Source organism: uncultured Arcobacter sp., from assembly GCF_937982575.1.
Taxonomy (GTDB): Bacteria; Campylobacterota; Campylobacteria; order Campylobacterales; family Arcobacteraceae; genus Arcobacter.
In genome coordinates, this window is the sequence record NZ_CALJLR010000008.1 from 60,530 (window position 1) to 73,456 (window position 12,927).

Sequence of the window (12,927 nt, forward strand, 5' to 3'; positions counted from 1 at the left end):
GGAATTTAAATTTAAGATTTTAGGAAAATAGGAAAGAGATGAATATTAATTTTAAAGAATTAGCAAATAAATATAAAACACCATATTATGTATACGATTTTGATCATATTACAGAACAATATACTCAATTAAAAGAGTCATTTAAAGCAAGAAAATCACTTGTGGCATATGCTGTAAAAGCAAACTCAAATTTGAGTGTAGTTCAACACTTAGGAAACTTAGGAGCTGGGGCTGATTGTGTTTCTATTGGGGAAGTAAAACGTGCTTTAAAAGTAGGGATTAAACCATATAAGATTATCTTTTCTGGTGTGGGAAAAATTGATGATGAGATTAGAGAAGCTTTAGAGTTAAATATTTTGATGATAAATGTTGAGAGTGAAGCAGAGCTTCATAGAGTTGAGATTATAGCAAAAGAGTTAAATAAAGAGGCTAGAATTTCTGTAAGAGTTAATCCAAATATTGACCCACAAACACACCCTTATATTTCAACTGGACTTCATGAAAACAAATTTGGTGTAGATATCGATACAGCAAAAAGAATGTATATCAAATGTAAAAACTCTGAGCATCTTGATGCTGTGGGGATTCACTGTCATATAGGTTCTCAACTTACACAATTAGAGCCAATAAAAGAGTCTATTAAAATAGTTGCTGATTTAGTAAGAAACTTAAAAGCTATCAATATGGAGATATCATTTTTTGATATTGGTGGAGGTCTTGGTATTGTTTATGACAATGAAATACTTATTGATACTAAAGAGTATGCTCAATCTGTTTTAGAGAACTTGTTTGGATTAGACATAACTGTTGTTTGTGAACCAGGAAGATTTTTAGTAGGAAACTGTGGAACTTTTGTAACAAAAGTTTTATATGAAAAAATCAACGGAAGCAAAAGATTTGTAATCGTTGATGGGGCTATGAATGATTTAATTAGACCATCTTTATATGATGCTTACCATAAAATTGAAGTTTTAGGAAAAAGTGAAAATCCAAGCGAATGTAATATAGTAGGTCCTGTTTGTGAAAGTGGAGACTTTTTTGCAAAAAATAGAGAACTTCCAGCCACTGAACATAATGATTTAATTGCAATTTATAGTGCTGGTGCTTATGGATTTACAATGGCATCAAACTATAATACAAGAGGAAAAGTTGCTGAAATTGCTTTTGAAAACGGACAAGATAGATTGATAAGAAAAAGAGAAGTATTTGAAGACTTGATTGCCCTTGAAGAGGAATTTATAAAATAGATGAGTAGGGCTTATTTCATAGATGTACAAGGTACATTAATTGATGATGTTAATAAAGAGCCAATAAATGGGGCAATAGAGTTTATTGATACCCTAAATGAAAAAAACATACCATATGTAGTAATTACAAACAATACAAAATTTAAAAGTGAAGATTTTAAAAAGTTTTTAAATGATAAGGGATTTAATATAAAAAACTATATTGACCCTTTTTATATTTTAAATAGTGTTGCTACAGAAAAAAGAGTTGCTGCTTTTGGAGCAGATGAGTTTTTAAAAACTATGAAAGAGCTTGGCTTTGAATTAGATTTTGAAAATCCTAAGGGCTTGATAGTATCTATAAAAAAAGAGTATACAAATGAAGACTATGCTTCTATGATAGAAATAGCTTTAAAGGTTGATAGCATAATTGGTATGCATGATACTTCAATTTACTCAAAAGATGGAAGAAGATATCCAGGAGTTGGTGCTATTATGAACATGATAAAATTTGCTACAAACAAAGATTATAAAGTAGTAGGAAAACCCTCTCTTGGCTTTTTTGAAAGTGCAAAAAATATTATAAATATAGATTTTAAAGATATAATGATTATCTCAGATGATATGATAGGTGATTTAATAGGGGCTCAAAAACTTGGCATGAGTTCATGTTTAGTTTTAAGTGGTAAAATAAAAAGTAAAGAGGAAATATTCTCTACTTTAGATGATAATGAAAAACCAAACTTCGTGTGTAAAGATATGAGTGAAGTTTTGAATCTTTTAAATAAAGGTGAAATATGAGTGAAGCTGGGTTACAAGAAATAAGAGATAAGTTAGACGCTATTGATAATGAACTTCTAAAACTTATCAATGATAGAATGGAGTTAGTTCATCAAGTGGGTGCTCTAAAGGCAAAAAGCGGTGGAGCAATTTATAGACCAGAGCGTGAAAAAGCTATCATAGATAGACTTGAAAAACAAAATAACGGAAAACTAAATCGTGCTGCAATTGAAGCGTTATTTTTAGAGATATTTGCCATAAGTAGAAACCTTGAACTACCTGAAAATATAGCATACTTAGGACCTGAAGGAAGCTTTACACACCAAGCAGCAGAAGTTAGATTTGGAGCTATGAGCTCATATATTTCTATAGGCTCAATTAAAGGTGTATTTAGAGAAGTAAGTACAAAAAAAGCAAAATATGGAGTTATTCCTATTGAGAACTCATCAAATGGAATAGTATCAGATACAATAAACTGTTTAAGTAATTACAATCTAAAAATTATTGCAGAAGTTGTTTTAGATATTCACCATACACTTGCAAGTAATTGTGATAAAGTAAGTGAGATAAAAAAGATATATTCAAAAGATATAGCCTTTGAACAGTGTAGAAAATTTTTAGAAAATTTTGGTCTTGATGAGGTTGAGTTAATTCCAGTAGAATCAACAACAAAAGCTGCAAAATTAGCTTTAAATGAGCCAAATTCAGCTGCTATTTGCCCACATGTTGGAGCAAAACTACATAATTTGCCAATACTCTTTGAAAATATTGAAGATAAAGACAACAATAAAACTAGATTTTTTATTGTAAGTGATTTTGACAATGCTCAAAGTGGAAATGATAAAACATCGATTTTAGCAAAACTGCCAAATACTCCTGGTGCTTTGGTTGAGTTTTTAACTGATTTTGATAAGGCTAAAATCAATTTAACTAAGATAAAATCGCATATTGTAGAAGGTGTTTCTATATTTTTTATAGATTTTAGTGGTCATAGAGATGATGAAAATGTAAAAGAGATATTTAAAAAGCATAGTGAGTCTATTAAATTTTTAGGTTCATATGTTAAAGAAATAGATGATATTTAGTTTTAGGAAAATTAATGAAATTTAATGAAGTTTTAGAAAATGTTACAACTTATGAAGCTGGTAAGCCTATTGAATTAGTTGTAAGAGAGTATGGTGTTGATCCTAAAGATGTTATTAAATTAGCTTCAAATGAGAATCCATATGGGACTAGTCCAAAAGTTACTGCAAAGATTCAAGAGTTAGCAAAAAATATGTTTGTCTATCCAGATGACTCTATGTATGAATTAAAAGAGGCTTTAGCAAATAAATTTGATGTAGAATCAACAAATGTAATTATAGGTTCTGGAAGTGATCAGATCTTAGAGTTTTGTGTACATGCCAAATGTGATAAAAACTCAAAAATACTTATGTCAAAAACAACTTTTGCTATGTATGAGATATATGGAAAACAAACAGGTTCTCAGATAATAAAAACCCAGTCTCACACTCACAATTTAGCACAATTTTCTGCTTTATATAAAGAGCATGGGGCTGATGTTATATTTTTATGTTTACCAAACAATCCATTAGGTGAATGTTTAGATAAAGATGAAGTTTATAAGTTTTTAGAAGAGATAGACAAAGAGACTTTAGTAGTAGTTGATGGTGCTTATCAAGAGTATGCTTCTTTTAAAGATGAAAAGAAAAGAATTGTACCAAAAGATTTAATTACAAAATTTCCAAATGCTATTTATCTTGGAACTTTTTCAAAAGCTTATGCCTTAGGTGGGATGAGAGTTGGATATGGCATTGGAAATCCTGATATTATAAAAACTCTTTATAAACTAAGAGCTCCTTTTAATATCACAACTTTAACTTTAGCTGCTGCAATTGAAGCACTAAAAGATGAAGAGTTTGTAAACTCTTGTATAGCTAAAAACTTTGAAGAGATGAAAAGATATGAAGAGTATGTTGATGCAAAAGGTTTTAAATATATTCCTTCATACACAAACTTTATCACTATTTTATTTGCAGATAAATTTGTATCAAAAGAGGTTGCTCAGAGACTTCTAGAAGTAGGAGTGATAGTAAGAGATTTGACAGGATACGGTCAAAATGCTATAAGAATAACTATAGGTACAAAAGAACAAAATACAAAAGTATTTAAAATGTTGGATGAAGTGTTAGAAAAATTAAAATAGATTAAGAAGAGATATGAAAATAAAAAACAAATCGCCAAAAGAGTTAAAAGAAGTAAGTCAAAATATTAGAGATAGAATAATAGATGTTGTATCTAGAAAAGGTGGACATTTTTCTTCAACTCTTGGTGCAGTTGAACTTACTGTTGGTATGCATTATGTTTTTGATTCCCAAAAAGATCCTTTTATTTTTGATGTATCTCATCAGTGTTATCCCCATAAATTAATAACTGGAAGATGGGAAAAGTTTGAAACTATTAGACAGTTTGATGGTCTTAGTGGTTTTACAAAACCAAATGAGAGTGACTGTGATTATTTTATAGCTGGACACAGTTCTACTTCTCTTTCACTTGCTGTTGGTGCGGCAAAGGCAATCAAACTTAAAAATGAAGATAGAATACCAGTTGTTATGATTGGTGATGGTTCTATGACAGCTGGGATGGTTTATGAGGCCTTAAATGAGATTGGTGATTTAAAACTTCCTATGGTAATAATCTTAAATGACAATGAGATGTCAATTGCAAAGCCAATAGGGGCTATTTCAAAATATCTTTCAAAACTTCTTGCTGGAAAATATTATCAAGGTTTTAAAACTAAAGTTGATAAGTTTATTAAAAATAATATGCCAGAAGGAACTACATACATAGCTAAAAGAATGGAAGAAGCCTTGAAGTTAATCACTCCTGGAATCTTATTTGAAGAGATGGGTGTTGATTATATAGGTCCAATTGATGGGCATGATATTGAAGAGATTATAGAGACTTTAGATATAGCAAAAGCTATGAAAAAGCCAGTTATTGTACATGCAAGAACTGTAAAAGGAAAAGGTTATAAAATAGCTGAAGGTCAACATGAGTGTTGGCATGGAGTAGGACCTTTTAATGTTGATGATGGAAAGTTTGTAAAAAAAACAGCACCTAAATCAGCAACTGCAGTTTTTGCAGATGCATTACTTGAATTAGCCGAAACTCATGACAATGTAGTGGGCGTAACTGCGGCAATGCCAAGTGGTACTGGAATAGATAAACTTATGGATAAGTTCCCTGATAGATTTTGGGATGTAGCAATTGCTGAACAGCATGCCATAACTTCAATGGCAGCTATGGCAAAAGAGGGATTTAAACCCTTTATTACTATTTATTCTACTTTTTTACAAAGGGGATTTGACCAAATTATACATGATGTTTGTTTGATGAATCTTCCTGTTGTATTTGCAATAGATAGAGCTGGAATAGTTGGAAATGACGGAGAGACACATCAAGGGGCATTTGATATCTCATTTTTAAGATTTATTCCAAATATGATTTTGTTTGCCCCAAGATGTGATGAAACATTAAAACTTGGACTTGACTTTGCCTATACTTTAAGTAGCCCAAGTGCTATAAGATATCCTAGAGGTGCCTTTAAAGATGTTTGTGCAGAAGCTTCACCATTTGTATTAGGTAAAGCAGAACTTCTAAAAGAGGGAACTTCAAATAAACTTTTTGTTGCTTATGGAGCAGGAGTTGGAAGAGCTTGTGAAACAGAAGAACTTCATAGTGAAGATATTGCAATCTTGGATTTAAGATTTGTAAAACCATTAGATAAAAAGATTTTAAAAGAGTTAGCAAAAAAATATGATGACTGGTATATTTTCTCAGACTCACAAAAACAAGGTGGAGTGGGAAGTGCTATTTTAGAGTTTTTAAATGAAGAGAAAATTAGTGTAAATGTGACGAGTTTTGAGTATGAAGATGATTTTATACCACATGGGGATACGAAAGTAGTGGAAGAGTCGTTAGGATTACTACCACAACAATTAGCTGATAAGGTAAAATAAAACAGCATATTTTACCTCTCTCTGCGTTGTCGAAATTTTTTACTCAGTCACTTACTTTGATGTAAGCTCCTTCCCAAAAAACTTCTCCGCCTTGATATAGAAAAAATCTACTATTTTCTTTTACCCTATCTTTGATATAATTTAATAAATATTTTTGAGGTGAAAAATGGATGAAAATATTCCAAGACATTTACAAGAAATAGGAGATGGGAAATATCAATATTTAAAATGGTGTGAATTGCCTTTTGATTACTTAATAAAATATTATGAAGAAGATGAAGACCAATTAGCTTATTTAGAAATTAAAAGACGTAAATATGCAACAATTGATGAACAATATTTAGATTTTGGAGAGCATAAAGGTAAAAAATGGATTGAGGTAGATAGTAGCTATTTGAATTGGATAGCTAAAAATATTGAAGATAAAAAAGAACTTGTGCAAAAAGCTATAAAGTACAAAGAAAATAAATATAAAACAACGGATATTCAAGAGAGGCTAATTTCATTCGGAAAATTTAAAGATAAAAAGTGGATAGAACTTAAAGATAGTTATTTAAAATGGCTCATGTTAGAGTATCCATTAGATAGTGCTAAGTACAAAATGGCAAAAGAAGTTTATGAATATAAAAAAAATAATCTTAAAACTTATAATTTTGATATAGAAATATTTGATGAAAAAATAGGTTTTGGACAATATAAAAATAAAAAATGGATGGAACTTGAAGAAAGTTATTTAAAATGGATTGTATCAGAATTCGGTTCTGAACAGATAGAGTATGTTTATGCCAAGAAAGTATTAGAATGTAAAATTAGAAAATAAAAAAGTAATATATTCTATAATTAAATCAATTTCAAACCAAAAACACCTTCAATTTCTCCACACATAAACCCATAGCCGTACTCTCATATCCTATCACTTCTTTAATATATGGTTTACAAAATCCTTCTACCATAATCGCACCTGCTTTTCCCATCCACTCATTTGAGTCTAGGTAGTTTATCATATCTTTTTCATCGAACTTTTCGAAGATGTAGGTTGTGATGGATATGTCTATTAGTTCTAGGGTTTTGCTTTTGTATTTCATACAGCTTATTACTGAGGTTTGATTTCCACTTTGTAGTTCTAACATTCTTTTGGCATCGTCTTTATCTTTTGCTTTTCGTAGCAACAAGTTATTTGCTGTAACTACTGAATCAGATACTAAGAGGGGGTATTCTTCTACTCCATATTTTTTATATAGTTCATCAAACTTTCCTAAGGTTGCTTGGTAGGCAAAGCTTTTTGGATTTGTGGTACTTATTGTATCTTCATCAAACTCTCCTCCACTTTGTATAAACTCTATATTATGAGCTTTAAGTATCTTAGCTCTTGTGGGTGATTTTGAACCTAATCTTATCAATAAATTTCCTTTTTATTTCAATTATGATATTTTACGCAAATGAATCAAAAAACAAAATATAATCTTCCTAAAGGTTTTATATTTATACTTGCAATGTTAGGTTCAATTACCCCACTTGCAGTTGATGTATATCTTCCTGCTTTTAAAAATATAGCAAACTATTTTTATACTTCTATTGATGAAGTTGAAATAACACTTAGCCTTTATCTTTTAGGTTTTTCTGTAGGACAATTAGTTGGAGGTCCCTTATCTGATAGGTATGGAAGAAAGATTTTTATATTTTTAGGTTTATGTATATATATTGTTTTTTCATTTCTTATCTCACAAGCATCTTCTATAGAACAAGTTTGGCTATTTCGTTTCTTTCAAGCTATAGGTGGTGGATTTGCAGTAGTTAATACAAATGCAATAGTAAGAGATGTTTACCATGGAAAAGAGGCTGCAAGAGTATTTTCTATAATATCAATGATTATGATGGTAGCTCCTATGATAGCTCCTGCAATTGGAGCTACAATTCTAAATTTCTACTCTTGGGAGTATATATTTATATTTTTAGCTATTTATACAATTTGTATAATTTATTTTATTAAAAAGTTACCTGAAACTTCACCAAAAAGTAAAAATACAAATGTTTTACATAACTATAAAAGAATCTTTTTAAATAAAAAAGCGATACTTCTTATACTTTCGGGAGGGTTTGGGTTTTCTGGAATGTTTATCTTTATCACAAAATCTTCATATATATACATGGACTTTTTTGCAGTTGAGGCAAAATATTTTACAATATTATTTGGCTTGAATGTTTTGACTTTAATCTCTTTTAGTAGATTAAATATACTCTTTTTAAAAACCCGCACAACCTTTTCTTTACTTCGTTTAGGAGTAACTATACAACTACTTAGTGCAATATGTTTGTATTTGCTTAGTGATTATCACACTGTATATTCTGTGGCTTTTTTTGTAATGTTATATGTTGGAGCTTTGGGATTTATTTTTGCAAATGCTATAGCTTTGGTTTTGGAAGACTTTGGAGATATTAGTGCTACAACAAATTCACTTTATGGAGTGATTGGTTTTATTATTGCATCCTTTGTTGGATTTTTAGCAAGCTATTTTCATAACAATACTTTAGAGCCAATTTTTATTTTGATGATGTGTACTTCTTCTTTATCATTTATGATATTACTTTACATAAAAATAGCAAAAGTTTAAGCTATGAAATACTACTTTTATCTAGTTTTAGCCGTACTTTTTTGGTCTGGAAATTTTGTATTAGGTAGATTTGTTTCTGCAGATATTTCAGCTATGGAGTTATCCTTTTTTAGATGGTTTTTTGTACTTATGATTTTGTCTCCATATATATTTTTAAATAGAAAAAATCTAATATTTATTTTTAAACAAAGACCACTTTTGTATATTTTATTTGGAACCTTGGGTATTAGTGCATATAATACCTTTATATATTTTGGACTAGATTATATAAGTGCTACAAATGCTCTTTTGATAAACTCTTCAACACCTATTTTTATTATCATACTATCTTCATTTATTTTAAAAACTAAAATTACGAAAATACAGATTTTAGGAGTACTTTTATCAACCATTGGAGTTGTTTATTTGATTATAAAAGGTGATTTTGAAAGCTTGTTAAATCTTGAGTTTTCACGATATGATTTATGGATAATTTTAGCTTGTATTTCCTGGGCTTTATACTCTATAAATTTAAAATTTAAACCAATAGAAATAAGACCTTTAGACTTTTTATCTATCATTGTTTTTATTGGGGTGATTATACTGTTTTTGGTGCATATACTTTTTGATTTTAGATTTGAGTATATCTTTTTAAATGATGAAAAAATCTTTTACACCTTAACTTATATGGCAGTTTTTCCCTCTATACTCTCCTTTTATTTTTGGAATTTGGCAACTGTAGAAGTGGGAGCAAATAAGGCTGGTCAATTTGCACATCTTATGCCTGTATTTGGCTCAATACTTGCCTATATATTTTTAAATGAGTCTTTAGAACCATATCATACAGTTGGTATTATATTTATAGCTTTGGGCATATATTTATCAATATTTTTAAAAAGAGTATCCCATGATAATAAATAGTATTTCTGGAGTTTTAATATTTTTATCTTTTTTATTTACAAATATAGCATACTTTTTTGATGACAAAATTTTAATTTTCGCAGCTATTTTTGCTTGGATTTCTTTTTTATTACTTTTTATAAGTTTGGGTAAAAAGAAGATAATAGTTTTGCTTTTAGTTTTATCAATTTTGAATTTCTTATTTTCATATATAAAAGGTTTTGATATAGATTTTACAAAAGCTTTAATCATAAACCAATATCTTCTAACCTTACTTATAGGGGTTACATTTTTAAAGCTTATAGCCACTCCAAAATTTGAAAAAGAGGCAAAAAAAGAGTCAGGTAAAAGCTCTTTTTTTAAAACCTATTTTGGTGTGCATCTTTTTGGTTCAGTTATAAATCTCTCTTCTTTGATTTTAATAGCAGACAAAATGTATAAAAAAGGTCCTTTGACAAAGTTACAGTTAGTTGTACTTACTAGAGCTTTCTCTTCAGATGCTTACTGGTCTCCATTTTTTGTGGCTTTTGCTGCTGCTTTGACATATTTGCCAGGTTTTCATAAGCCTACAATTTTCTTTTGTGGAGTTATACTTGCTCTTATTACTCTTTTAATAACTTATCTTGAAGTTGGCAAGAAGTTTGAATTGGAAGGCTTCAAAGGCTATCCTATCTCTTTAGAAACACTTTATATTCCTGTGTTATTAGTAATATTTATTTTGATAACAAAATATTATGAGGAGAATCTTAAGGTTATTATTTTAGTAAGTATTTATTCTTTATTGTTGACTATTTTTATTTCAATTATAAAAGTAAATTTTACAAAAACATTTTCTTTATTGAAAGAGCATATTACAAATGACTTACCAAAAATGAAAATGGAGATATCACTATTTTTAGTTGCAGGTTTGTTCGGAGTATCAATTAGTACAATTTTAAATGGATATCACCTTACTGTACCTTTTAGTGAGTTTACTTATATGGAAGCTTCAATTACTCTATTTGGGTTTATATTTTTAGCTTTCATAGGAATTCATCCTATTATTACTATTGCAGTAATTGCTGATTTCTTACTTGAGTTCAACCATACTTTACTTGCGATTACTTTTTTAATGGCTTGGGCAATTACAGTTTCAACCTCTCCTTTTAGTGGCTTAAACTTGACTATGCAAGCTAGATATAATATTGAGGCAAAAGAGATATTTACATTAAACATATTTTTTGCTATAAAGATGTATATAGTTTGTGCTACATTACTTTATCTTTTAGATACTTTTATTGTATGATTAAAATATCATAAAAATTTCATATCAAGAAATTATACTTACAAATAAGGAATAACATTGAAAACATCAACTTTCCCCTTTACATTAAAACTCTTTGACCCCTTAAAGAAGTTTAATATTAAAATGATTATTCCTTGTTGGTACTAAAAATATGAGCCTATTTTTTATTATATTATTAAAAGTATTTCCAATATATATCAATGTTGTTCTTGGCTATTTATCATCTAAGCTTCTTAATGTTCAAAGAGAATCAATCGCTACCTTGCTTATTTATATCTTAGGTCCAATTGTTGTATTTTCTGCAACATTGAGTGTAAAAATTGATTTTGCAGTTGCTTTTTTACCTATATTCTTATTTGTTTTTTGTTCGATTTTAGCTTTTGGAACATTGGCTTTATTTAAAAACTCTTGGAGTGATCCCACAGGAAATATACTAGCCTTTTCAGCAGGAACAGGAAATACAGGATATTTTGGTATTCCACTAGCTATTATATTTTTCCCTCCCAATTTAGCTGATATTTATATTTTTACTGTTTTAGCTTCACTATTATATGAGAGTACTTCTGGATTTTATGTTACAGCAAAGGGTAACTTTACAGTTGGACAATCCCTAAAAAAAATGGCAAGACTTCCAATTCTTTATGCTTTTATATTAGGAATTATTTTAAATATTGCAGGCTTTGAAATACCAGAAGTTATTAGTTCATATACTGCACAGTTTAAAGGTGCATATGGAATCTTAGGTATGATGATGCTTGGGATGGGATTAATTGGTTTAAAAAATAGTGAAGGTAATTTTGATATGAAATTTATCTCAATAGCCTATTTTATGAAGTTTATTTTTTGGCCTTTAGCAATATTAGGATTTATATATTTGGATAAAACAGTTTTTATGTTTTTAAATGAAGATTTATATAAAGTACTATTTTTATTTGCCATAGTTCCACTTGCAGGAAATACAGTAACTCTTGCCGTATTATTAAATGCAAAACCAGAGAAAGCTAGTTTAGCTGTATTTTTAAGTACAGTTGTTTCGGTTTTAACTATACCACTTTATATATTTTTATATGGGGGATTTTAATTAGAACTTAGAATTCTTCTTGCTTTCCAATAATGAGTTCTCCAATAAGGGTTTGATAGACTAGATATCATCACTCCCCTTGAAGTTGATACATGCATAAAGTCTCCATCTTTTAAATAGATTCCCACATGACGTGAGCCTTTTTTGCTTGTAATAAAAAATACTAAATCACCAGTTGTTAAATCTTTTTTTTGAATACTTTGCCCAGTTTTTGACTGATAAAGAGTAGTTCTTGGTATTTGTTTTGTTAAAGTCTTTCTAAAAGCATCATAAACAAAATAAGAACAATCTATGCCATCTCTATTTTCTCCACCATATTTATAACCAACACCTTGCCATTGTTTATAGTGAAAAAGTAGGGCATCTGAGATGTTTATATTTTTATAAGTGTCATTTGTTTTATATGAAGATAGAGGTTTAGTAGGTGTATATGGATTTCTTGTTGAACAACCTGTTAATAAAAGTATAATAAAAAGAGTGAAAAAAATAGTTGTTTTCATGATATATCCTAAAAGCTTCTTTGTAATATATCAAAAAAACAATAAAGAGTAAAGAGGATTAAAATCCTCTAAGTGTTACTCCAAGAAAAATTGCAATAATACCTAATACAATATTTGTAGGTATAAATATTTTTGCTATTGGCTCTAAAGTTGCTTTTGCAAGCGGTAATTCACCATTATCAAAATATTTTTGCGCCTTTGCTCTTCTTATATAAATATATATAAAAATTAGAGTCATAACAGTCCAAATAATCTCTTTGATTAAAGCAATTTTATATAAAGGAGTTGCTTTTAATTCTAAACCTAAAATCATCATTATCGCAGTTATTAATAAAAGCAAAATAGCAGGAATAACCAGATTAAAAAATCTTTTTAGATTTTCTAAAGTTCTTGCTAGTTTTATTTTAGGCTCTTCAATATTTTGCATAGAGTAGTGGACTGCAAATCTAATTGCTATCATTCCACCTACCCATAAAACAGCTGAGATTACATGTAAAAATATAATAATGCTAGGTATTGATAAGAATAACTCTTTCATACTT

13 protein-coding genes are annotated in these 12,927 nt (G+C 29.2%); 10 read left to right on the top strand and 3 right to left on the bottom strand.

Annotation, left to right across the window (positions count from 1 at the left end):
* The first annotated feature begins 38 nt into the window (after positions 1–38).
* The 6 genes from lysA to Q0617_RS08205 all read left to right on the top strand — a co-directional run bounded on the left by lysA (position 39) and on the right by Q0617_RS08205 (position 6,848).
* Positions 39–1,247: a diaminopimelate decarboxylase gene (gene lysA / locus Q0617_RS08180; RefSeq protein ID WP_298752306.1), complete on the top strand. Its 1,209-nt coding sequence runs from the start codon at positions 39–41 to the stop codon at positions 1,245–1,247.
* Positions 1,248–2,027 carry an HAD-IIA family hydrolase gene (locus Q0617_RS08185; RefSeq protein WP_298752309.1) on the top strand — a complete coding sequence of 260 codons (780 nt, stop codon included), beginning with the start codon at positions 1,248–1,250 and terminating at the stop codon, positions 2,025–2,027. It abuts the gene before it with no gap.
* A complete protein-coding gene (gene pheA, locus Q0617_RS08190; protein WP_298752310.1) occupies positions 2,024–3,091 on the top strand; it encodes a chorismate mutase in 1,068 nt (355 codons plus the stop codon). The genes Q0617_RS08185 and pheA overlap by 4 nt, the downstream gene beginning before the upstream one ends.
* 14 nt (positions 3,092–3,105) lie before the next feature.
* Positions 3,106–4,212 carry a histidinol-phosphate transaminase gene (gene hisC / locus Q0617_RS08195; RefSeq protein ID WP_298752312.1) on the top strand — a complete coding sequence of 369 codons (1,107 nt, stop codon included), beginning with the start codon at positions 3,106–3,108 and terminating at the stop codon, positions 4,210–4,212.
* A 13-nt stretch (positions 4,213–4,225) separates the two neighbouring features.
* On the top strand, positions 4,226–6,028 hold the full coding sequence (gene dxs / locus Q0617_RS08200) for a 1-deoxy-D-xylulose-5-phosphate synthase (protein WP_298752315.1): 1,803 nt from the start codon (positions 4,226–4,228) through the stop codon (positions 6,026–6,028).
* Positions 6,029–6,194: 166 nt separating this feature from the next.
* Positions 6,195–6,848, top strand: a complete 654-nt coding sequence (locus Q0617_RS08205; RefSeq protein ID WP_298752317.1) for a hypothetical protein — start codon at positions 6,195–6,197, stop codon at positions 6,846–6,848.
* A gap of 31 nt (positions 6,849–6,879) precedes the next feature.
* Here the strand turns inward: Q0617_RS08205 and maf are convergent, their stop codons facing one another.
* The gene (gene maf, locus Q0617_RS08210) at positions 6,880–7,428 is read right to left on the bottom strand and encodes a septum formation inhibitor Maf (RefSeq protein WP_298752319.1); all 549 of its coding nucleotides are present in this window, start codon (positions 7,426–7,428) and stop codon (positions 6,880–6,882) included.
* A gap of 39 nt (positions 7,429–7,467) precedes the next feature.
* Between maf and Q0617_RS08215 the strand changes: the two genes are divergently transcribed.
* The 4 genes from Q0617_RS08215 (at position 7,468) to Q0617_RS08230 (ending at position 11,885) form a co-directional block, all read left to right on the top strand.
* Complete coding sequence (locus Q0617_RS08215) at positions 7,468–8,640, top strand: multidrug effflux MFS transporter (RefSeq protein WP_298752321.1); 1,173 nt, start codon at positions 7,468–7,470, stop codon at positions 8,638–8,640.
* A gap of 3 nt (positions 8,641–8,643) precedes the next feature.
* The gene (locus tag Q0617_RS08220) at positions 8,644–9,540 is read left to right on the top strand and encodes a DMT family transporter (RefSeq protein ID WP_298752323.1); all 897 of its coding nucleotides are present in this window, start codon (positions 8,644–8,646) and stop codon (positions 9,538–9,540) included.
* Positions 9,527–10,804: a tellurium resistance protein TerC gene (locus Q0617_RS08225; RefSeq protein ID WP_298752325.1), complete on the top strand. Its 1,278-nt coding sequence runs from the start codon at positions 9,527–9,529 to the stop codon at positions 10,802–10,804. Before Q0617_RS08220 ends, Q0617_RS08225 begins: the two co-directional genes overlap by 14 nt.
* A gap of 151 nt (positions 10,805–10,955) precedes the next feature.
* Positions 10,956–11,885 (top strand): AEC family transporter, encoded by a 930-nt coding sequence (locus Q0617_RS08230; RefSeq protein WP_298752328.1) that lies wholly within the window; start codon positions 10,956–10,958, stop codon positions 11,883–11,885.
* Here the strand turns inward: Q0617_RS08230 and Q0617_RS08235 are convergent.
* Positions 11,882–12,385, bottom strand: coding sequence for an NlpC/P60 family protein (locus tag Q0617_RS08235; RefSeq protein WP_298752330.1), 504 nt, complete (start codon positions 12,383–12,385; stop codon positions 11,882–11,884). The genes Q0617_RS08230 and Q0617_RS08235 overlap by 4 nt on opposite strands.
* Positions 12,386–12,443: 58 nt before the next feature.
* Complete coding sequence (locus Q0617_RS08240; protein WP_298752332.1) at positions 12,444–12,923, bottom strand: hypothetical protein; 480 nt, start codon at positions 12,921–12,923, stop codon at positions 12,444–12,446.
* Positions 12,924–12,927 lie beyond the last annotated feature (4 nt).

Excerpts from the sequence above, each read along its gene's own strand:
- Q0617_RS08215 (WP_298752321.1), top strand. The coding sequence starts at position 7,468 with ATGAATCAAAAAACAAAATATAATCTTCCTAAAGGTTTTATATTTATA.
- Q0617_RS08205 (WP_298752317.1), top strand. The coding sequence starts at position 6,195 with ATGGATGAAAATATTCCAAGACATTTACAAGAAATAGGAGATGGGAAA.
- Q0617_RS08220 (WP_298752323.1), top strand. The coding sequence starts at position 8,644 with ATGAAATACTACTTTTATCTAGTTTTAGCCGTACTTTTTTGGTCTGGA.
- Q0617_RS08225 (WP_298752325.1), top strand. The coding sequence starts at position 9,527 with ATGATAATAAATAGTATTTCTGGAGTTTTAATATTTTTATCTTTTTTA.
- Q0617_RS08185 (WP_298752309.1), top strand. The coding sequence starts at position 1,248 with ATGAGTAGGGCTTATTTCATAGATGTACAAGGTACATTAATTGATGAT.
- lysA (WP_298752306.1), top strand. The coding sequence starts at position 39 with ATGAATATTAATTTTAAAGAATTAGCAAATAAATATAAAACACCATAT.
- dxs (WP_298752315.1), top strand. The coding sequence starts at position 4,226 with ATGAAAATAAAAAACAAATCGCCAAAAGAGTTAAAAGAAGTAAGTCAA.
- Q0617_RS08235 (WP_298752330.1), bottom strand. The coding sequence starts at position 12,385 with ATGAAAACAACTATTTTTTTCACTCTTTTTATTATACTTTTATTAACA.
- Q0617_RS08240 (WP_298752332.1), bottom strand. The coding sequence starts at position 12,923 with ATGAAAGAGTTATTCTTATCAATACCTAGCATTATTATATTTTTACAT.
- Q0617_RS08230 (WP_298752328.1), top strand. The coding sequence starts at position 10,956 with ATGAGCCTATTTTTTATTATATTATTAAAAGTATTTCCAATATATATC.
- pheA (WP_298752310.1), top strand. The coding sequence starts at position 2,024 with ATGAGTGAAGCTGGGTTACAAGAAATAAGAGATAAGTTAGACGCTATT.
- hisC (WP_298752312.1), top strand. The coding sequence starts at position 3,106 with ATGAAATTTAATGAAGTTTTAGAAAATGTTACAACTTATGAAGCTGGT.